The following is a 21793-nucleotide window of genomic DNA, read 5'->3' on the forward strand; positions in this document are numbered from 1 at the left end:
AAAAAAGAAGAAAGCTCCTGTCGGTAGCTTTCTTCTCACAAGGTATATTATCCCTTATTTTTCTGATACAGTTTTTAATTCCTCTAATAATTCTTCTACGTAATGTTGAGCACTTTGTGCTGCAATACTACCGTCACCTGTTGCAGTTACAATTTGACGAAGCATTTTTTCACGAACATCACCAGCTGCAAAAATACCAGGAATTTTCGTTTCCATACGTTCGTTCGTTTCAAGGTAACCATTTTCATTTGTAATACCTAGTTCAACAAATGGTTTTGATAATGGTAACATACCGATGTATACGAATACGCCGTCAGTTTTGACTTCTTTCTCTTCTCCACTGTTTACGTCGACAAGTGTTACACTTCCTACTTTACCACTTGCTTCGTTGATTTCTTTTATAGTATGGTTCCAAATGAAATCTACTTTTTCATTTTGGAAAGCACGGTCTTGTAAAATTTTCTGTGCACGAAGCGTGTCACGACGGTGAACAATCGTTACTTTTGATGCAAAGCGCGTTAAGAATACACCCTCTTCAACAGCAGAATCTCCGCCGCCAATTACGATAAGTTCTTTTTCTTTAAAGAATGCCCCGTCACATACTGCACAATATGATACACCACGGCCGCCAAGTTCTGTTTCACCCGGTACACCAATTTTTTTATACTCTGCACCGCTTGCAACGATAATTGCACGTGCTTTATATTCTTTTTTACCAGCAATAATTGTTTTGTATTCTTTACCATCGATGACTTCTTTCACATCACCGTATGCATATTCAGCACCAAATTTCTTCGCATGCTCAAACATTTTATTTGATAAGTCTGGTCCTAAAATAGACTCATAACCTGGGTAGTTTTCTACATCCTCTGTGTTTGCCATTTGGCCACCTGGAATACCACGCTCAAGCATTAATGTGCTTAAATTTGCACGAGATGTATATACTGCAGCTGTCATACCAGCTGGTCCTGCACCAATAATAACGACATCATAAATTTTTTCTTCTGACACACTATTCACTCCTATCCATTCCTACACAATTAAGTTACCCTCATTATACTGTTAGCATCATTTTTTTCCCAATGATTTGCTTATCTTATGTGTGCGTACGCTTAACAGCCTGCACATACTTTCGGACAGTCGCTACAGATACATTATATACATCTCCAAGCTCCGACTGTGTCATTTTATTTCCTTGTTCGCCGCGTACAATGTATTCAATCGCAGCTGACCAGCCGTACACATTTGTAAATATATCTCCAGATGTATATAAACGTATGAACGTACAAAACCAAAAGTGTAAACACTCTTCAATTAATTCATCATCTTTTTTCGTATAATTGTATAATGCATCCGCGATTCGTACGCACTGCTCAAATTGTTGTAAATCAGCTGGAATACTCTTATGACTATTAAGTAAAAAGAAGTAATTTGCAAGTTGTGATACGATGGGAACACCGTTCTTCGCTTGCGTTATATCAAAGAAGAATCCAACCTTCTCCGGCGTTGACAATTCATTCATTAAATATAAAGCCAGCATTTGTTCTTCTAACGTCGCACTTTGCTGAAATGATTTTCGTAATTCTTCAAATAGCAAACTTTGTCCTTCATCTGCTAAATTCAGCGCATTCCAGGGCTCTTTTCCTTTTTTATCAGGGTGCAATTCCACGACATGTTGCCACATTTTTTCAGCTAGTTGCTGATCTTTCACCATATAAGCAGAATATGCAAACCAATAATAAAAACTAACGTCTCCCTCGTATCCTTGACGCTTTAATAATTTGAACCATTTATATGCATGCTCGAAATAACCAATCGTTGCAAGTGTGGTTCCCAGTTTCAAACGATGTTCAAATGAAATCGGATATACTGAAACTAGCTGTCCCGCTAACGCTTCTACTTGTTTATGCTCTCCAATTGAATATAGAAAAATAAGCGTATTACAAAGCGCATGTATATTACCAGGATTTTTCTCTAAAATCATTTCTGTTAACTTCAGTGCCTTGTCTACATTACCAGATTGAAAATGTGCAATGGCTAAATTATTATGACCTGACCAAAATTCCGGATAATCTTTCGTAACAATTTCTAATGTAGCAATCGCTTCTTCCAATTGTCCATTACGAATATAACGATTCGCTTCTTCCTGCATAACAATTAAATCATCTTCATCTTCAATCTCTTCCGCACCCATTGCTTCTTCTTCCATAATCTCAAGAAGTTCTAATGTATCTTCTACGAATTCCTTCTCTTTTGCAAATTCTAAATAGCGATCCGCATATTTCTTCGCCTGTTGAAATAACCCCATATATGCATAATTATTTGCAATAAAATAATAGCACTGTTCAAGTTCTGGATTAGATCTAACTAACTTTAAGAAGATTTGATTCGATTCTTGATATTCACCAGCCTCAGATAATACTGATGCTAATTGACATAAAATAAACGGCTCCTTCTCACTTTGTGCCGCTCTTCGAAAATATTTAATTGCATCTTGCAATTTTTGCCCTTTGTAAGCTCTCATCCCTTTTTTATAAAAGAAGTCCGCTAGCTGATTAAAAGAGATAACTTGTCCGTTCTCCTTATATATTCTTTGATTTTTCCCCATATATCCTCCAGTTTTTTGTTTTCTTCGTTCACACATTCTTCTATCTATAAGTATAAACGATTCCGTAAAAAACAAAACAGTATATTCTACTCAATTATTTCCTTTTTATTCATAAAAAAAGAAGAGAAATGTTACATTTTCACCATGAACCTTCTCTTGCGGTCATTTGCTCTTTCGTATAAATAATACGCATTGGATTTCCACCTACGAAAGCTCCGCTCGGTACATCTCTATGAACAAGTGTGCCAGCTGAGACATTCGCACCATCTCCAATTTTCACACCTGGTAATATTGTTACATTCGCTCCAATCATCACTTCATTTCCAATGATGATTTCCCCAAGTCGATATTCACGAATTAAATATTCATGTGCTAAAAGCGTTGTGTTATAACCAATAATCGAATTCTCTCCCACAGTTATCTTTTCTGGGAACATAATATCCGGCATTACCATAAGTGCAAATGATGTTTTCTTTCCTACTTTCATCCGTAAAAAAGTACGGTACAACCAATTCTTCACAGATAAAAATGGCGTGTAACGCGCAATTTGGATAATAATAAAGTTTTTCATTACCTTCCAAAAAGACACTGTTTTATACACATTCCATAATGAATTTCCTCCTGAAACAGGATAGCGCGTTGTCCGTCGCACTGAGCTCGCTCCTCTACTAACTTACTTGGACCTTTATGAACGGTTCATATTAGACAAAATCGGTAGCAAATCACTCATTTTATCTAGCATAAAGTCCGGCTTGTAAGCTTCTAAATACGCTCTACCTTTCAACGTCCATGAAACCGCAGCTGTTTTCGTCCCCGCATTTTGACCACCGACAATATCATGATGATTATCCCCAACCATCAATGCCTCTTCTGGTTTTGCATCTAATAATTCAAGCGCTTTTTGAAGTGGCTCTGGATGTGGTTTCACATGCTCTACATCATCAATTGTCACGACAACATCAAAAAATTCATCAAGCTTTGACAACTGTAATCCCATCTCAACGGTTTGTCTCGCTTTCGTTGTAACAATACCAACTTTATAACCTTGCTTCTTCAACTCTCGAACTGTTTCATATACAGTTTCATATTCTTCTACTAATTCATCATGATGATCATGGTTAAATTCGCGATAGCTTGTAATCATCTCTTCAACCTTACTTTCATCAATCTTGCTGAAAGTATCATGCAAAGATGGACCGATAAATGGCAACACATCTTCACGCTTATATTGATTTGGATAATATGTATTTAAAGTATGTAAAAAAGAAGAAATAATAAGTTCGTTTGTATTAATTAAAGTTCCATCTAAATCAAATAACACTGTATTTATTCTCATTGCCTTAGTCCTTTCGCTTTCCTGAATATGAAAGAAGCAGCATCTTACAATAAGATGCTACTTTTCTCTAATTTTCCGAATATCTTTTATCAGCTTGCCCCATTTTTCGTCTCACAATAATGAAAATAATAGAAATAACAACAAGTCCAATTGACATTACTTGTGCAATGCGAAGTGGTCCTAGCATTAAACTATCTGTACGTAAGCCTTCTACGAAGAAGCGTCCTACTGAATACCAAATTAAATATGTGAAGAATAATTCCCCGCGGCGTAAATTCACTTTTCTTAATGCAAGTAGTAAAATTACACCTACAAAATTCCATAATGATTCATATAAAAACGTCGGATGATAGTACACACCCTCAATATACATTTGATTAATAATGAAATCTGGTAAATGAAGACCTTCTAAAAACTGTCTCGTTACTTCATCACCATGTGCCTCTTGGTTCATAAAGTTTCCCCATCGGCCAATTGCTTGTCCTAGTAAAATACTTGGCGCAGCAATATCCGCCAACTTCCAGAATGAAACCCCGCGTCGCTTTGCAAAAAGAATTCCGGTAATAACCGCTCCGATTAAACCACCATGAATCGCCAAGCCACCTTGACGAATATTAATAATTTGACTCGGGTTTTGCGCGTAATATTCCCATTCAAAAATAACATAATACATTCTCGCAAATAGAATAGCGATCGGTACTGCAATTAATACAAGGTCAACAAATGTATCTTTTGGAATACCTAGCCTTTCTCCCTCGCGAGTTGCTAGCCAAAGACCTAATAGCACACCTGTACCGATAATAATCCCGTACCAATAAACAGGAAACGGCCCAAGTTGGACAGCTACGCGGTCAAGCTGCGGTACAGAACCTAACAGCATATGTATGACCTCCCTCTCCAATGTTTACTCCTGATTCCCTAACTCAATCGCACTCATTAATCGTTCTGAGAACTGCTGTGCTGCATTGACTCCCATACGCTTTAAACGGAAGTTCATCGCTGCTACTTCAATAATAACAGCCAAGTTTCGACCAGGACGAACCGGAAGTGTAATCTTCGTAAGTTCTGTATCAATAATTTTCATCTTCTCTTCATCAAGACCTAAGCGATCATAATTTTTCTTTTGATCCCAAATTTCAAGATTAATAACAAGTGTAATACGCTTATAATTTCGCACTGCCCCTGCACCGAATAACGTCATAACGTTAATGATACCTAGACCACGAATTTCTAATAAATGCTCAATTAAATCTGGTGAGCTTCCTACTAATGTGTCTTCATCTTCTTGGCGAATTTCTACACTATCATCCGCAACAAGGCGATGGCCACGCTTCACAAGTTCAAGAGCTGTCTCACTTTTACCAACACCACTTTGACCTGTAATTAAAACACCAACACCGTAAATATCCACTAATACACCATGAACAGCAGTTGTTGGTGCTAGCTTACCTTCTAAATAATTGGTTAAACGACTTGATAATCTCGTTGTCGTTTGAGAAGAACGTAATAAAGGCATGCCTGATTCACGTGATGCTTGTAATAACTCATCTGGTACATCTTGATTACGAGTTATAATAATACATGGCGTCTCCTCGGTACAAAGCGCTTTCATTCTCTCTTGTTTTTGTTCTGTCGTTAACGTATCAAAGAACGTAAGCTCCGTTTTTCCAAGAAGCTGCACGCGATCAGCTGGATAATATGTAAAGAATCCTGCCATTTCAATTCCAGGTCGTGATAAATCACTTGTATCAATCGGACGATGAATTCCTTCCTCACCACTTATTAACTCCAATTGAAATTGTTCAATTAAATCTTTTGTCCTTACTTTTGGCATATGTATAAACCTCCACTCCGCTGCGGGTTCAGTCTCGTTTGATGTAAAATTCCATTCTACCGGATATTGTACCATTTTTTTCTGGAAACAAGAAATACGGTTTCTGATAAATAGAAAAAAACATTTCATACGAATAATGAAATGTTTTTCTTTTTGTCATTTTCTCTTTTTTTCATATAGAGGTTCCACAATTGCCTTTTCAATAATCATATTAAAAATTGAAATACAAATTGCCGCAACAATCGCTACACCAAATCCTGATATATTAAAAGCATCTCCTAATAATGAATCTGCTATTTTTAACGTAATCGCATTAATAACAATTAAGAAGAAGCCGAAAGTTACAACAGTAATTGGTAGCGTAATTAAAATTAAAAACGGCTTTACGAACACATTTAAAACAGCCAAAATAATACTCGCAATAATTGCAGTTTGTATATTTGCTACGTAAAACGCGTCTGGTGCAATCCCTTTTAAAAGTCCCGATACAGCGATTAACACAACGCTATTTACAAGAAGTGATACAATCCATCTCATTTTCTTACACATCCTTTTAACATATATATTTCATCATACGCTAATAGACAATAAACGCAAGTATCATACAAATACTTATACCAACTTATTCTACTCTTCACGCTTGTATACCTACCAACATTTCTTTGTGAAATAGGGACCACACCATCTATGTTCATGAGTTTTTACAAAAGTCCAAGTGAAATCTTTATCTACAATATAGATATCACCTTTATACGCATCATCTGTCTCACACAATGTATCATCCATATGTAATAAACTCGCATCCTTTATTAATAGTACCTCATCACAGTGTTGGTAGAAAATGTAGCACTCCTTTTTCACTTCATTATGAAACGCGCTCTCTGCTTCTATTCCTTCTAAGCACTTCTTTTTCTCATAACTAAATATGTGCCAAAGATATCCACATACATACTTATCTCCGTAAAAGAAAATGTCTTCTTTTTCTTCATCACTTAAATGGTTTGCAAAGTTATTCTCCCAGCGCTTCCGAAAATATACACCCCACTTTTGGAACTTTCTTACCTTCATATTCTTCTTTCGCAACACATCTAAAAACTCCATCATCTCCCCCTATACAATAAAAACCGAGCGTCATTTCCACTCGGTTTTCATCAATAAACTTATTGCGATAACTCTACTTCTTTTATTTTCTCTTTCATTCTTGCTTTATCACGATTTAAAATCTCTTTTAAATACTTACCAGTATACGAGCGCTCTTCTTTTACTACTTGCTCTGGCGTTCCCGAAGCGACGATTTGTCCACCTTTGTCCCCGCCTTCTGGTCCAAGGTCAACAATATAATCAGCTGTTTTAATCACATCTAAATTATGTTCAATTACAAGTACCGTCTCACCACTCTCAACAAGACGTTGCAGCACTTCTAGAAGACGTGCAATATCATGCGCATGTAAACCAGTCGTTGGCTCATCTAAAATATATAACGTACGACCTGTAGAACGACGGTGTAATTCAGAAGCTAATTTCACACGCTGTGCTTCCCCACCAGATAATGTTGTTGCTGGTTGCCCTAATTTCATATAACCAAGCCCAACATCTACAAGCGTTTGAAGTTTACGCTTAATTTTAGGAATATTGGCGAAGAATTCTACTCCATCTTCAATTGTCATCCCTAACACTTCAGAAATATTCTTATCTTTATATTTCACTTCTAACGTTTCACGATTATATCGTTTACCGTGACAAACTTCACACGGAACATACACATCTGGTAAGAAATGCATTTCGATTTTAATAATTCCATCTCCACGGCACGCTTCACAACGGCCACCTTTTACGTTAAAGCTGAAACGTCCTTTTTGATATCCGCGCACTTTAGCTTCGTTCGTTTGTGCAAACACATCACGAATATCATCGAATACACCTGTGTACGTCGCTGGATTAGAACGTGGTGTACGACCAATTGGCGATTGATCAATATCAATTACTTTATCTAAATGTTCAAGACCTTTAATCTCTTTATGAGTACCTGGCTTCGCTTTCGCTTTATATAACTTTTGCGCTAACGATTTATATAGTACTTCATTAATCATCGTACTTTTACCTGATCCAGATACACCTGTTACCGCTACAAACGTACCAAGCGGGAATGACATTTTTGCATTCTTTAAGTTATTCTCTTTTGCACCGACAATCTCCACTTTACGTCCGTCACCTTTACGTCTTTCAAGTGGAACTGGAATAAACTCTTTACCACTTAAATATTTTCCTGTTAACGAATTATCATCTTGCATCACTTCAGCTGGTGTCCCTGCCGATACAACTTGCCCACCGTGAATACCTGCACCCGGTCCGATATCAAGTAAATAATCAGCAGCCATCATTGTATCTTCATCATGCTCAACAACGATTAATGTATTACCTAAATCGCGCATTTCTTGCAACGTACGAATAAGACGATCGTTATCGCGCTGATGTAAACCGATAGAAGGCTCATCAAGAATGTAAAGTACGCCAGTAAGACGAGAACCAATTTGCGTCGCTAAACGAATACGCTGCGCCTCACCACCTGATAAAGTTCCTGCGGCACGACTTAACGTTAAATAATCTAAACCGACGTTCACTAAGAACCCAACGCGCTCTTGGATTTCTCTTAAAATTAAATGAGCAATTTTTTGTTGTTTCTCCGTTAGCTCCACATTCGAGAAGAATTCCTGTACTTCTTGAACAGAATACTTCGTTACATCAGCAATCGTTTTATCACCAACGAAAACAGCTAAACTCTCAGGCTTTAAGCGTCCACCTTTACACTTCGGACAAGCTTGCTCTGCCATATACTTTTCCATTTGCTCACGGACATAATCAGAACTCGTTTCACGATAACGACGTTCGATATTTGGAATAACACCTTCAAATAAAATCTCATTTTCCTTTACTTGACCAAATTCATTTACATAGCGGAAATAAACTTTCTCTTCACCGCTTCCGTACAACACTTTATCAAATAAATCTTTTGGTATATCTTTCACAGGCACATCCATATCAACGCCGTAATGATTACATACAGATTGTAAAAGCTGTGGGTAATATTGTGAGCTTGTCGGTTCCCATGGAGCAATCGCATGTTCATTTAATGATAAATCCCAGTTCGGAATAACAAGTTCTAAATCTACCTCTAGCTTTGAACCAAGTCCATCACAAGAAGGACATGCTCCGAATGGACTGTTGAATGAGAACATACGCGGCTCTAATTCTCCGATTGAAAAACCACAATTCGGACAAGCATGATGTTCACTAAATAGAAGTTCCTCTTCTCCCATTACATCGATTAACACTCGGCCTCCGCCAAGCTTTAATGCACTTTCAAGTGAATCAGCAAGACGGCTTGCGATTCCTTCTTTTACAACAATACGGTCAATTACAACTTCAATGGAATGCTTCTTATTTTTATCTAACGTAATCTCTTCAGACACATCAAGCATTTCACCATCAACACGTACACGAACATACCCTTGCTTCTTAATATCTTCAAGTACTTTCACATGCGCTCCTTTACGCCCAGACACGATAGGCGCTAACACTTGCAATTTCGTACGCTCAGGATATTCAAGAACACGGTCTACCATCTGCTCGACTGTTTGTGATGTAATTTCAATCCCATGATTCGGACAAATTGGCGTACCAATTCGTGCAAATAATAAACGTAAATAATCATAAATCTCCGTCACTGTTCCGACAGTTGAACGTGGATTACGACTCGTCGTTTTTTGATCGATTGAAATCGCCGGTGACAATCCTTCAATCGTATCTACATCCGGCTTATCCATTTGTCCTAAAAACTGGCGCGCATACGCAGATAACGATTCTACATATCTGCGCTGCCCTTCTGCATAAATCGTATCAAATGCTAATGATGATTTCCCCGAACCAGACAATCCCGTTACAACGACAAGCTGATTTCTCGGAATGGTTACATCAATATTTTTTAAGTTATGTGCTCTAGCACCTTTTACAACGATAAAATCCTTGCTCTTACTCACTCTTTTCACCCTTCCGCTTTTAATTCTAATAGTAAATCTCTTAGTTCAGCTGCACGCTCGAAGTCTAACGCTTTTGCTGCTTCTTTCATCTCTGCTTCCATCTTCGCAATTGTCTTTTCGCGCTCTTTTTTCGTCATTTTCTTAGCAGGAGTTGCTTCGTATGTTTCTGTCTCTTCAGCCGCTGTCGTTGCACGGATTACATCACGAACACCTTTTTGAATCGTTTTCGGCGTGATACCATGCTCTTCATTGTAAGCTTCTTGTATAGTACGACGACGCTGCGTTTCTTCAATTGCAATTCCCATCGATCTCGTTATGCGATCTGCGTACATAATAACGCGGCCGTTTTCATTACGCGCCGCACGACCAATCGTTTGAATTAACGAACGTTCTGAACGCAAGAACCCTTCCTTATCAGCATCTAAAATCGCTACAAGTGATACTTCTGGAATATCTAATCCTTCTCGTAATAAGTTAATACCGACAAGTACATCAAACTTACCAAGGCGAAGGTCACGGATAATTTCAATACGTTCTAACGTTTTAATTTCAGAGTGAAGATAGTTCACTTTAATTCCTACATCTTTTAAGTAATCCGTTAAATCCTCTGACATTTTCTTCGTTAAAGTCGTAATTAGTACACGTTCATTTTTTGCAATACGATCTTGAATTTCTCCTAATAGATCGTCAATTTGACCTTCAATAGGTCGTATATCGATTGGTGGATCTAAAAGCCCTGTTGGACGAATAATTTGTTCTATTACTTCTGGTGACTGCTCTAACTCATACGGTCCTGGCGTCGCCGAAACGTAAATAACTTGATTTGTTTTCTCCTCAAACTCATCAAACATGAGCGGTCTATTATCTAAAGCTGACGGCAGACGGAATCCATGATCCACAAGCACTTGCTTACGTGCTTGGTCCCCGTTATACATCGCTCTTACTTGTGGCACTGATACGTGCGACTCATCCATAACAATTAAGAAATCTTTCGGGAAATAATCTAATAACGTATACGGCGTTGCACCCGCTGGACGAAGTGTTAAATGACGGGAATAGTTTTCAATCCCTGAACAAAAGCCCATCTCGCGCATCATTTCTAAATCATAACGTGTACGTTGCTCTATACGCTGTGCTTCTAGCAACTTACCGTTATCATTTAATTCCTTTAAACGCTCTTCTAATTCTTTTTCGATATTTTCAATAGCGACCTTCATTTTCTCTTCACGTGTAACGAAGTGAGATGCTGGGAAGATTGCTACATGATCACGTTCTGCTAATACTTCACCTGTTAACGCATTTACTTCACGAATACGATCAATTTCATCGCCGAAAAATTCAATCCGAATACAATGCTCATCAAGTGATGCTGGGAAGATTTCAACTACATCTCCGCGCACACGGAATGTACCACGCTTGAAATCAATATCATTACGTCCATACTGTACATCAACAAGTTCACGAAGCAATTGATTGCGGTCCTTCTCCATACCAACTCGAAGTGACACAACTAACTCGCGGTATTCTTCAGGAGAACCTAAACCATATATACACGATACACTCGCAACGATAATTACATCGTCCCGTTCAAATAATGCAGACGTTGCCGAGTGACGCAATTTATCAATTTCATCATTAATCTGCGCGTCCTTTTCAATAAACGTATCTGTTTGTGGTACATACGCTTCTGGCTGATAATAATCGTAATAACTAACAAAATATTCAACTGCATTATTCGGGAAAAAGTCTTTTAGCTCACTATATAACTGACCTGCTAATGTTTTATTGTGAGCCATGACAAGTGTTGGCTTTTGCACTTCTTTAATGACATTTGAAATCGTAAATGTCTTACCCGTTCCTGTCGCTCCAAGCAACACTTGCTTTTTCTTTCCACTATTAATTCCCTCTACAAGCTTCTCTATAGCTACCGGCTGATCACCTTGCGGGGAATACGCTGAGACAATTTCAAATTGACGTTCCAAGAAAATCCGACCTCCTCATAAAAATCTGTATTATTATTTTACCACGAATACCTATAAAAAACCTAAAAAAACGAACAGATATTCGGTAAAGTTTTCGACAATATACACATAGAAAAAGGAAGGAGTAAATACTTCCTTCCTCTACTAACTCTATTTTTTAGGTACATATACTAAGTCATATCCATTGCGCCCATTTTCATTCACACAGTCTATTAACCTATAAGCCGTTTGCGATTCACGCTGCTCTTTAACAATCCTTTTACAGCTATCTTTATATAACCTTTTATCCTCACCAGCAAATTTGTCTTGTCTACTATCTAACACATAAAGGATATCTTTCCCACTATGCTCTAACGTTTGAAAAACCGGGTCACCTTCATCGGTATACTGTACAATTCTTATTTCATCAACTTTCCCTTGTTCCACATTCCAAACGAACTGCTCGAATTTATCTAGATTGGAAATCCTGGTTCCCTTTACAATGACATCATTCTTCTTGTTAATTGTAGTGTTAGATGGTGCACATGCTACTAAACTAAAGAGAAATAGACATATAAAACTGATTCTTTTTCCTATTGTCATCCTCTCCTATAAAAATTATTTGTATACCCAAAAGCTACTTTCAACTATGAAAGTAGCTTTTCTTTTCCTTTCTCCTTCTTCGGAAAAATCACATATGAAAATGAAATCGCTGTATCAACTAAAAATATAATTGCCCACACTTGGCTCACGCGACTTGCAGCTTTATTTAAAACGATTCCCGATTCTAACCAATTACCCCATTGTTCAAACGAAATAAATCCATACGCAAAGAAAAAGAATATGTGCACACCAACGAATAAAACAAGATGTAATACCCAATTTTTTATTTCCTGCTTCGCATAGGCCATACCTGTTAATTCTACGTGCTCTTCCATAATTGGCGCTGGTTCATTACGCCATTTCGCAACTAGCTTTTGCGCAAATATATCCAGCTTCTTCAAATCCTTTTTCCCGTAGAAAACTGCATACAATAAAATAATTACAGTAATGATTTGAAAATTAGAGAACTTTCCTGTTTGATAATAGTCCACTACCCCTAATGTTAAAATAAACACTTCATTTACGAGGAGTACAATCCCCATAATAAAGCTCGCCTTTTTCAAACGGAATCCGTAACGGAGTAAAAAGAAACCGATAGCTGATAACCAAAATACAATTTCTGCCCCAATTAAAAAATACCAACGATATTCTGCGAGTATACTCATTTATCCTTCTCCTTTTCATCATAAATACGAAAAGCTTCATCCATATATATTAAAAGTTCTTCTTCAATTGGATACATGCTCATTTTCTGTGAATCTTCCTTCGATTTTCTAACTTCCCATAACTTATCTAAAAATGCTTCGTCACCATTAGCCATTTCTAAACACTTCTGCATTAATTTTTTCGTTGCCCCTTGTACCTCATCATTAGCAGCTTCTTTACCTTCCTTCATAAAAGTACGGAATTGCTTTAATAAATCTACCCATTCTAAAACATTCGGATCTTCTTCACTCATATTCGGCAAATTGTGAAGCAACTTTTGTTCTTCCTTTGAAAACACTTCATTTTGGAATATTTCACGTATACGAGGAGACTGTTTCGAAAGCTGAATAAGTTCAAACATAACTTTCCAATCAAGATCTCCCTCCACATCTACCGAATAAACAACAGCTTGTAAAACACGCTCCATTCGATTAAATTTCTTTTGTTCTTCCTGTACAAACCGAAGTTGTTTTTCAAGAGAATCCTTTAAGTTAAGCTCACCTTTTACTAACATATTCGCAGCCTCTTTTAATGAAAATCCCATTTCCTTTAAAAATAAAATTTGTTGCAGCCTTATTACGTCAACTTCACTATATAAACGATGCCCACCTTCTGTTTTCCCGCTCGGCTTTAATAAATCTATTTGATCATAATAACGTAATGTACGTACTGTTATCCCTGTTTCTTTCGTCAATTGTTGTATTGAAATCACTACCATCACCTCTTCCCCTTCATTATAAAAGATGACGTTACGTAACTTTCAAGTAATTTGTAAAAAAATACAAAAAGCTGTTTATACAAAGTGTATAAACAGCTTTTATGGAAATAACCCCTTTTGTATGGCGCGCCCACAAAATAAAATAAGTGCTCCAACAACAACACTCGTTGCCGTTTTATGATAATGGGCTAATACTAATAAATAATACGTTAAACCTACAGTACCAATCATAATACAAATACTTGGCACTGGATTACGAGAAAAGTTTTGCATTCCCCAAAGAAGCGCAAATATAGCTGTAGCGACACATAACACCGGTAATTCCATCCCAGTTCCCCTTTTTCTATCTATTATTCTTTGTTGCTAACACACTCGTCGATGCCATACTTATTAATAAACCAAAATCAATCCTTATATATTTAAACGTTTAATCTAATTGAAATCTCTCAAACTTATCATTTATTTTCTTTCCCCCTTACTCCAGCGTAAAGATTCCCTCCACCTTCACTCCAAAATATTTGGCGATTTTTAAGGATAACTCTAGACTCGGGTTATAGTGATGGTTTTCAATCGCCACAATCGTCTGCCGCGTCACCTGCATCGCCTTTGCCATTTCAACTTGTGTTATATGATTTTGCTTTCTTAACTCTTTTATTTTATTTTTCACACCCATAGGATCCACCTTCAAAAGTAAAGATATCTTTACTTAAATTATAAATATTTTCCAGTAACAAGTAAAGATATCCTTACAAATTTTAGAAAAACATTTCACTAAACATCTACTCTAACAAAGTACAAGAATAGTTCAATTTATATCAGCGTTTTTTTAATATATCGACATCGATAGCACTATAAGCATAAGAAAGAAGCTGTCCCAAAATATCTTTTGGAACAGCTTCTTCGTCCTACTACATAAATCCTAACGCATATACAAGAACGTATCCAAGAATAGAAAGGCAAACCGAGCCGATCAGCCCCGCCACGAATGCCTTACTTCCTAACTTACGGAACGTTTTAAACTCTACATTTAAACCAAGCCCCGCCATCGCCATTGCAATCAGCATGTAAGCAATGACAACAATGTAGCCGGCAACAACTTCTGGTATAACCCCGAGCGAATGCACTGCACTCATCGCTAAAAATCCGAAGATGAACCACGGAATTGGAAGATCGCGCCACGATTTTTTTTCCTCGCTACCTTCACTCTTACCAAACCATAATCCAATTAAAATCGCTACTGGCACAAGCATTGCAACGCGCGTTAATTTCACGATAACTGCGATGTCTACAGCCGTGCTTCCTCCTGGTGCCGCAGCTGCGATGACATGGGCGATCTCATGCAGCGTCGCACCTGAGAATACACCGTAACCGTATGGAGATAAACCAAGCACTGGATATAATAACGTATAAATAAGCGTAAATATAGTACCTAAAATTGCGATAATCGCTGCTCCAACTGCTGTTTCGTCATCTTTTGCTTTCACTTGCGGTGCAATTGCCACGACCGCTGCCGCACCGCAAATTGCTGTTCCACACGCTGTTAAAATTCCGAGTTTCTTTTCTACTTTAAATACTTTCGTTAGTCCATATACAACGAAAATCGTAAATGCAATAACAACCGCAGCGATGACCAATACTTTCGGCCCCGCCTTCGCAATATCAACAAGATTTAATCGCATTCCAAGTAAGATGATCCCAAAGCGCAGTAACTTCTTACTCGCAAAGTTCGTTCCTGCAATCGCATCATGAGGAACTCCAATTGCAGCGCGCCAAACCATCCCAATTAGAATAGCAATTACTAATTGTCCCATAATATTTAAAAATGGAAGCCCAGCTAAATATTTCGCGGCAATTGCGATTAATAATGTAATCCCAATTCCTTGCGAAAATCCAAAGCCCTTCTTCTTTTGTATAACAAGTGTTTGTTCCACTTTGAACCACTCCAATAATCGTATTGGAACATGCATGTTCTTTCTACTTACATTATAAGAGAGTTTCTATAATAAGTTTAATACCAATACCAAATCTCTATCATCAGGAATACTTATGATAAGATGATAGAAAAAGAAAGGAGCCCATTACATGAACGTAGACATTTTAAAAATTTTTGTTACTGTCGTTGAACAGAAACACTTCTCACGTGCAGCAGAATTATTAAACCTTTCACAACCTGGCGTAAGTATGCATATACGCAACTTAGAAAACGAATTTGGCACTACTCTTATTCAGCGCTCCCCAAAGCACGTCCAAGTGACGGAGGCTGGAAACATACTATATATACATGCAAAGCAAATGCTCTCTCTTTACGAAGATGCTAAGCAAGAAATTAATGAACTACATAACGTTGTAACAGGAACACTTCGCATCGGTGCTAGTTTTACAATTGGCGAATACTTACTTCCAAAAATACTCGCTAACTATGCGAATGAAAATCCACGCGTCGAAGTGCATACCTTTATCTCAAATACAGAAGAAGTTTTGCAAAGTCTTCGCTCTAATCAAATTGATATCGGCTTAGTGGAAGGGCAAGTCGTATACGCTGATGTTAACGTTGAAACATTTATGCAAGATGAAATGAAGCTCGTCGTTCCGCCAAATCATCCATTGCTCCGCACAAAGGAAATAAATGAAAGCACACTCCAAGACCAAGTATGGGTATTAAGAGAAAGTGGTTCTGGTACACGTGCTTATAGCGATCGATTTATTCATCAACACCATTTAAAAATGAAGCGATTCTTTACATTTAGCAGTATTCAAAGTGTGAAGGAAGCCGTCGCCGCCGGTCTTGGCATCGCTATACTTTCTGATTGGACTGTACGGAAAGAGCTACTAGCAAGAGAACTATTCCACATCGAGGTTCCAAATGAACAACTAATCCGTCCGTTCTCCATCGTGCGCGGCAAATATTTCATTCCCTCTAAAGCCATTCAAGTGTTCTTAAATCATGTAAATTCTTTTGCGAAAAAACAGCATTGACCTTCACATTAGTGTGAAGGTTTACAATACATGTAAAAGGAGTGAAACACATTGCGAATTGGAGAATTATCAAAAGAAACTGGCGTTAGTGAAAGATCACTAAGACATTACGAAGAAAAGGGATTACTCCCTTCTAAGCGCCTCGCAAATGGCTACCGTGATTTTGATGAAAGTGCCATCGGAAAAGTGGAGCTTATTCAAATGTACTTACAAATTGGCTTAAATTTAGAAGAGACGGCAAGGATGCTGCGCTGCCTTGAAATTGAACCGCACCTGTACGACAATCCGTGCAGCAGTATCCTTACGCTTTACGAAGATAAACTCAATGAAGTAACAAAGCAAATCACATTACTTTCCAACATTCAAACGAATTTGCAAAAACACGTTTCACTCCTAAAACAAGCAAAAGAAAAGGGATGATTACATGTTTGTTATACATGGCAGTTCAAGAAAAAACGGAAATACGGAAGCTTTAACACATATGATGATTGATGGAATTGAAACAGAACAAATTTATTTACGTGATCACACAGTCTATCCTATTACAGATAAGCGTCATGATGCAGAAGGATTCCAACCTGTAAATGATGATTATGAGCAGTTAACGAAACGCATGTTAGAGCACGACACAATTATCTTTGCTACACCGCTATACTGGTACGGAATGAGCGGACATATGAAAAACTTCGTCGATCGTTGGTCACAAAGCTTGCGCGATACATCTCTTCATTTCAAAGAAAAAATGAAAGGCAAAAAAATGTATGTTGTCATCGTTGGCGGAGACAATCCAAAACTGAAAGCATTGCCGCTTATCGCTCAGTTTCAATACATCTTTGATTTTGTTGGTTCATCATTTGAAGGATATATTATTGGGGATGCGAATGGACTAGATGAAATCCAAAACGATGCTGAGGCGCTGGCAAAAGCACAATTGTATAATAATAAATTCAAAAATAGCGAACAGAAATAAGTTTGACAAACTAGTTAGACTTAGCAACGCAAGAAGAATTAGAAATTATGTTACAAGAATACCCTGGCACAATACTTTTCATTAGCCATGACCGTGCCTTTATTCGCTCTGTTGCAGACCATATTCTACAAGTAGATGAGAGTGAACCAAGAATATTCCAAGGTAATTACGAGCAATACACAAAAAGAACAACCGGGGATTCTGTAAACGTTACTGAACAAGAATTATTACGATTACAAACAAAATTAACAGAAATCATCGGCCGAATTTCCATACCAAATCATCACGATGACATCACATCTCTCGAACAAGAATACGAAACATTATTAGTTCAAATCCGAAAATGTAAAGAAGCGCTCTAATGTCTTCCCTATATATCGACAAGGCCTTCCGCATTTCCCAAGAAATATTGGAACTTCGACACAGAATAGCATTAATAAAAGTGAAAAAACCGTGCATCAGCACGGCTTTTTCACTTTTATATACGGACAGCAGTCCCGCTCACCGCAACCATTAACATCCCTTCGCGAACTACTTCGTAATCCACGTCGATACCAACAATTGCATTCGCATTTTTTTGTCTTGCGAAAGTTTTCATTTCTTCCATTGCGATGTCGCGCGCTTCTTTTAATTTACTTTCATAAGCACCCGCGCGGCCGCCGACAACGTCACGAACAGAAGCGAAAAGGTCACGAACGATATTCGCGCCCATAATCGCTTCTCCATTGACGATATCAATGTACTCAATAATTTCTTTTCCTTGAATTGTAGACGTTGTTGTTACAATCATGCTTTATAGCCTCCCATATAAGATTTTCACTTACTTATGGTGCACTAATTCAGCAGAAATTATATTTATGAACTGAACTGAGCTTCGTATAATCGGCTGTATCCTCCGCCTTGCTCAATTAGTTCCTCATGCGAACCTTGTTCTGCAATACCATCTTTATTTACAACGACGATACGATCTGCATTTTTAATCGTTGCAAGCCTGTGAGCGATAACTAATGTTGTACGGCCGACAGATAGTTCTGCAAGCGATTTTTGAATCGCTAGTTCCGTCTCTGTATCTAATGCAGAAGTCGCTTCATCTAATATTAAAATTGGTGGGTTTTTCAAGAACATACGAGCAATCGCTAGACGCTGTTTCTGTCCACCAGAAAGTTTCACACCACGCTCACCGATAACGGTATCTAAACCGTCTGGTTGTGAGTAAATTAAGTCTTCTAACTGCGCACGTTTTACCGCCTGCCAAATTTCAGCTTCTGACGCCTTTAAATTTCCGTAAGCAATATTTTCACGAATCGTTCCTGAGAATAAGAACACATCTTGCTGCACAATTCCAATTTGTTTACGAAGTGAAGATAATGTCATATCTTTCGTATCAATACCATCAATTCGGATTGAACCAGACGATTGTTCATAAAAACGTGGGAGTAAACTACATAACGTTGTTTTTCCAGCTCCTGATGGTCCAACGAACGCAACCGTTTCACCTGCATGTATGTTCAAACTAATGTCATTTAAAATCGGTTCTTTATTTTCATATCCGAACGTAATGTTGTTATATTGAATATCACCATGTACATGTTTAACTTCCATCGCACCTTTAGAGTCTACAATATCTGGCTCTGTTTCAAGAAGCTCTACATATCTCTTAAAACCAGCGATCCCTTTCGGATAGCTTTCGATTACCGCATTAATTTTTTCAATTGGGCGGAAGAAAATATTCGTTAATAGAACGAATCCAATAAATCCACCGTACGTTAATTCACCTTGCAGAACAAACCATGTACCGCATATTAAGACGAAGAGTGTTACGAGACGCATGAGCATATAACTAATCGATGAATTTAATGCCATAATTTTATACGCCATTAATTTCGTTGTGCGGAAACGAGCGTTGTTAACAGCAAATTGCTCTTTCTCAAACTTTTCATTTCCGAATGCTTGTACTACGCGAATACCACCAACATTATTCTCAATACATGCATTGAAGTCAGCAACGTCTGAGAATAAACGTCTAAATGTACCTGTCATTTTTTTGTTGAAGTAAAGTGCTAACCATAATAAGAATGGAATGACGAAGAACGTTAATAGCGCTAACTTCCAGTTGATCATCATCATAAATGAAAATGCCCCAACTAAAGTCATAATAGCGATAAATAAATCTTCTGGTCCATGGTGAGCAATTTCCCCAATTTCCATTAAGTCGTTTGTAAGACGTGAAATTAAATGACCTGTTTTATTATTGTCAAAAAATCTAAATGATAGCTTTTGAATATGATCAAATAATTTCTGCCTCATATCCGTTTCAATGTTAACACCAAGCATATGTCCCCAATATGTAACGACATATTGTAAGCCTGCATTTAACATATAAACTGCGAGTAAACCGAAACAAGCCCATAAAATAAGCGTCCAGTTTTGCCCTGGCAATAACTTATCAATAAATTGATTTACGATAAGCGGGAAGCCGAGTTCTAATAATCCTGCGACAACCGCACAAGAAAAGTCGAGTATAAATAAACCTTTATACGGTTTATAGTAAGAAAAAAATTTACGCAGCATATCTTACCTCCATTTTCCAAAATTAAAAAGACTCTCTAAATGATAACCATTATCAAATAATTATTCAAGTTATCCGTCTATGAAACTAAAAATAAGATTTTTGGTATTTGTCATTTTTTCCAGAGAGTCGATATATTCAAATAATCGCCGATATAAATTTCATTTACTAACTACCCTCCCCCAAAACAAAAAAAGGTACCACCACAAGGTGATACCATTCCTTCTATTACATCGCTTCCGAATCCCACTCATGCTCCTGCTCAACGAATACAATACCTAATTCGTGATGTCCACCAGCATATAATGCAGTTTGTGCAAGACGAAGCTCACCATTTGTATCTAATACTTCTAATTTACAAAATGCTCCTGTCGTCTTCGTTTGAAGCGCATCATAAAATTCCTCGGCGCTTTTTGGAATGACTCCATTTACTTTCGTAATAATTTCTCCAGGTAGTAATTTTAGCTCTGCTCCAATTGTATTTGGGATTGTATCTAGTACAACGAGCCCATCATTGCGTGCAGCAAAATACGCTGGTCTTGTTTCATCAGTAATTTTCTCTTGCATCGAAATTGTGAAACGCCCAAGCATTGCGACTCCCATCGCGATAATTGCAAGTACATGCCACCAGTAACTTGCGATTCCTAAAACGAGCACAAGTCCTGCTAACCCATAAACACGTCTTCCTGTAAATAATAAAGCTTCCGTCGGCTCATAACTTTTAATCTTTCTCATAAATCCAATTAAAAATGGAACGAGAAATAGAGAATATGTATTTGAACCTATTGAAACGACAGGCCACCATGAAATAAACTGCGTTACCGCATCACCCGGTACAAGAATAAAAATAGGAACGATCCATAAACGCTTTGATTCGTGTAAACCAATCTTTAATCCACGCTTCCCCTTCCTAATCTTCGGTGTAGAATATCCTACTGCGTTTTTAGAAATCAATAAGCCTTCTACAATAAGCATAACGCCTAGCAAAATAGCAAGGGATACAATGGTATTCTCTTCACCTTCTCGAAGCTGTAAGAAGGAAACTGGTAGCTTAGAAGATAATAGAACACATACAATCGCAATGCTAAATGTATAAGCCGCTGATAAATATCGATACATAGCCGTTAATCCAAATAGTAATGTCCAAATTAAAATGGCCCATAAGCTTGCTTTAGAAACAACAAGTCCAAGCCCAATCGTAATAATAGATACTACTAATCCGTATCCAATCCCTGCAAATAGAGAGGTTCGCAGTTCAAACCAAATATCATAAACTTTAAAAGAAAAATCTTTTCGTTCTCTTAACATACGTAAGTATCCAACGAAGATACTACTTATTACAAATATATAGACAGCAGGGTGTAAGAAAAAACGTCCAACTGCCCGCATTATTTCAAAAATCCACGACTCCACGAACTCATTCACCACCATTTATATCATTCTTTCTTTTTATATTATCATAACTAAACAAACGTT

The 21793-nt window shown here is 37.6% G+C and carries 23 protein-coding genes; 4 read left to right on the forward strand and 19 right to left on the reverse strand.

Annotated features, from left to right (window positions below):
* Window positions 1-54: 54 nt before the first annotated feature.
* The 16 genes from trxB to DOS87_RS28040 form a co-directional block, all read right to left on the reverse strand.
* Window positions 55-1011 (reverse strand): thioredoxin-disulfide reductase, encoded by a 957-nt coding sequence (gene trxB / locus DOS87_RS27965; protein WP_001288077.1) that lies wholly within the window; start codon window positions 1009-1011, stop codon window positions 55-57.
* A gap of 85 nt (window positions 1012-1096) precedes the next feature.
* Window positions 1097-2608 (reverse strand): tetratricopeptide repeat protein, encoded by a 1512-nt coding sequence (locus DOS87_RS27970; protein WP_000517718.1) that lies wholly within the window; start codon window positions 2606-2608, stop codon window positions 1097-1099.
* A 139-nt stretch (window positions 2609-2747) separates the two neighbouring features.
* The gene (locus DOS87_RS27975; protein ID WP_098577973.1) at window positions 2748-3260 is read right to left on the reverse strand and encodes an acyltransferase; all 513 of its coding nucleotides are present in this window, start codon (window positions 3258-3260) and stop codon (window positions 2748-2750) included.
* Window positions 3261-3293: 33 nt separating this feature from the next.
* On the reverse strand, window positions 3294-3944 hold the full coding sequence (gene ppaX, locus DOS87_RS27980; RefSeq protein ID WP_001222403.1) for a pyrophosphatase PpaX: 651 nt from the start codon (window positions 3942-3944) through the stop codon (window positions 3294-3296).
* A gap of 67 nt (window positions 3945-4011) precedes the next feature.
* The gene (lgt, locus tag DOS87_RS27985; RefSeq protein ID WP_000924241.1) at window positions 4012-4824 is read right to left on the reverse strand and encodes a prolipoprotein diacylglyceryl transferase; all 813 of its coding nucleotides are present in this window, start codon (window positions 4822-4824) and stop codon (window positions 4012-4014) included.
* Between the two features lie 24 nt (window positions 4825-4848).
* Window positions 4849-5778, reverse strand: a complete 930-nt coding sequence (gene hprK / locus DOS87_RS27990) for an HPr(Ser) kinase/phosphatase (protein WP_001127251.1) — start codon at window positions 5776-5778, stop codon at window positions 4849-4851.
* A 156-nt stretch (window positions 5779-5934) separates the two neighbouring features.
* Complete coding sequence (locus tag DOS87_RS27995; protein WP_001267308.1) at window positions 5935-6315, reverse strand: phage holin family protein; 381 nt, start codon at window positions 6313-6315, stop codon at window positions 5935-5937.
* 111 nt (window positions 6316-6426) lie between these two features.
* Window positions 6427-6879 (reverse strand): DUF4275 family protein, encoded by a 453-nt coding sequence (locus tag DOS87_RS28000; protein WP_000394721.1) that lies wholly within the window; start codon window positions 6877-6879, stop codon window positions 6427-6429.
* 59 nt (window positions 6880-6938) lie between these two features.
* Window positions 6939-9815, reverse strand: a complete 2877-nt coding sequence (gene uvrA, locus DOS87_RS28005; protein ID WP_208730160.1) for an excinuclease ABC subunit UvrA — start codon at window positions 9813-9815, stop codon at window positions 6939-6941.
* 5 nt (window positions 9816-9820) lie between these two features.
* The gene (gene uvrB / locus DOS87_RS28010) at window positions 9821-11797 is read right to left on the reverse strand and encodes an excinuclease ABC subunit B (RefSeq protein ID WP_017763744.1); all 1977 of its coding nucleotides are present in this window, start codon (window positions 11795-11797) and stop codon (window positions 9821-9823) included.
* Window positions 11798-11947: 150 nt separating this feature from the next.
* Window positions 11948-12379 (reverse strand): DUF4362 domain-containing protein, encoded by a 432-nt coding sequence (locus DOS87_RS28015; RefSeq protein ID WP_000151993.1) that lies wholly within the window; start codon window positions 12377-12379, stop codon window positions 11948-11950.
* Window positions 12380-12423: 44 nt separating this feature from the next.
* On the reverse strand, window positions 12424-13044 hold the full coding sequence (locus DOS87_RS28020) for a hypothetical protein (RefSeq protein WP_000025208.1): 621 nt from the start codon (window positions 13042-13044) through the stop codon (window positions 12424-12426).
* The gene (locus DOS87_RS28025) at window positions 13041-13802 is read right to left on the reverse strand and encodes a MerR family transcriptional regulator (protein WP_142330500.1); all 762 of its coding nucleotides are present in this window, start codon (window positions 13800-13802) and stop codon (window positions 13041-13043) included. The genes DOS87_RS28020 and DOS87_RS28025 overlap by 4 nt, the downstream gene beginning before the upstream one ends.
* Window positions 13803-13901: 99 nt before the next feature.
* Window positions 13902-14129 carry a hypothetical protein gene (locus tag DOS87_RS28030; protein ID WP_000422656.1) on the reverse strand — a complete coding sequence of 76 codons (228 nt, stop codon included), beginning with the start codon at window positions 14127-14129 and terminating at the stop codon, window positions 13902-13904.
* A gap of 148 nt (window positions 14130-14277) precedes the next feature.
* Window positions 14278-14475 (reverse strand): helix-turn-helix transcriptional regulator, encoded by a 198-nt coding sequence (locus tag DOS87_RS28035; RefSeq protein WP_000538366.1) that lies wholly within the window; start codon window positions 14473-14475, stop codon window positions 14278-14280.
* 235 nt (window positions 14476-14710) lie between these two features.
* Complete coding sequence (locus DOS87_RS28040; RefSeq protein WP_142330501.1) at window positions 14711-15733, reverse strand: YeiH family protein; 1023 nt, start codon at window positions 15731-15733, stop codon at window positions 14711-14713.
* 151 nt (window positions 15734-15884) lie between these two features.
* On the opposite strand from DOS87_RS28040, the gene DOS87_RS28045 reads away from it, so the two are divergent.
* The 4 genes from DOS87_RS28045 to DOS87_RS28060 are packed head-to-tail and all read left to right on the forward strand — an operon-like array spanning window position 15885 to window position 18110.
* The gene (locus DOS87_RS28045) at window positions 15885-16778 is read left to right on the forward strand and encodes a LysR family transcriptional regulator (RefSeq protein WP_071713836.1); all 894 of its coding nucleotides are present in this window, start codon (window positions 15885-15887) and stop codon (window positions 16776-16778) included.
* Between the two features lie 51 nt (window positions 16779-16829).
* Complete coding sequence (locus DOS87_RS28050; RefSeq protein ID WP_001219209.1) at window positions 16830-17198, forward strand: MerR family transcriptional regulator; 369 nt, start codon at window positions 16830-16832, stop codon at window positions 17196-17198.
* 4 nt (window positions 17199-17202) lie between these two features.
* Window positions 17203-17748: a flavodoxin family protein gene (locus DOS87_RS28055; RefSeq protein WP_000497589.1), complete on the forward strand. Its 546-nt coding sequence runs from the start codon at window positions 17203-17205 to the stop codon at window positions 17746-17748.
* A 47-nt stretch (window positions 17749-17795) separates the two neighbouring features.
* Window positions 17796-18110: a macrolide transporter gene (locus tag DOS87_RS28060; protein ID WP_098577976.1), complete on the forward strand. Its 315-nt coding sequence runs from the start codon at window positions 17796-17798 to the stop codon at window positions 18108-18110.
* 116 nt (window positions 18111-18226) lie between these two features.
* On the opposite strand, the gene DOS87_RS28065 is transcribed toward DOS87_RS28060, so the two are convergent.
* From DOS87_RS28065 to DOS87_RS28075, 3 genes are all read right to left on the reverse strand, one after another.
* Window positions 18227-18538, reverse strand: a complete 312-nt coding sequence (locus tag DOS87_RS28065; RefSeq protein WP_000637523.1) for a heavy metal-binding domain-containing protein — start codon at window positions 18536-18538, stop codon at window positions 18227-18229.
* Window positions 18539-18603: 65 nt separating this feature from the next.
* Window positions 18604-20319: an ABC transporter ATP-binding protein gene (locus DOS87_RS28070; RefSeq protein WP_098577977.1), complete on the reverse strand. Its 1716-nt coding sequence runs from the start codon at window positions 20317-20319 to the stop codon at window positions 18604-18606.
* Window positions 20320-20545: 226 nt separating this feature from the next.
* Window positions 20546-21748, reverse strand: coding sequence for a PDZ domain-containing protein (locus DOS87_RS28075; protein WP_000261257.1), 1203 nt, complete (start codon window positions 21746-21748; stop codon window positions 20546-20548).
* Window positions 21749-21793: the final 45 nt, after the last annotated feature.

The sequence above is a fragment of the Bacillus sp. CR71 genome, from assembly GCF_003429245.1.
GTDB classification, from domain to species: Bacteria; Bacillota; Bacilli; order Bacillales; family Bacillaceae_G; genus Bacillus_A; species Bacillus_A thuringiensis_S.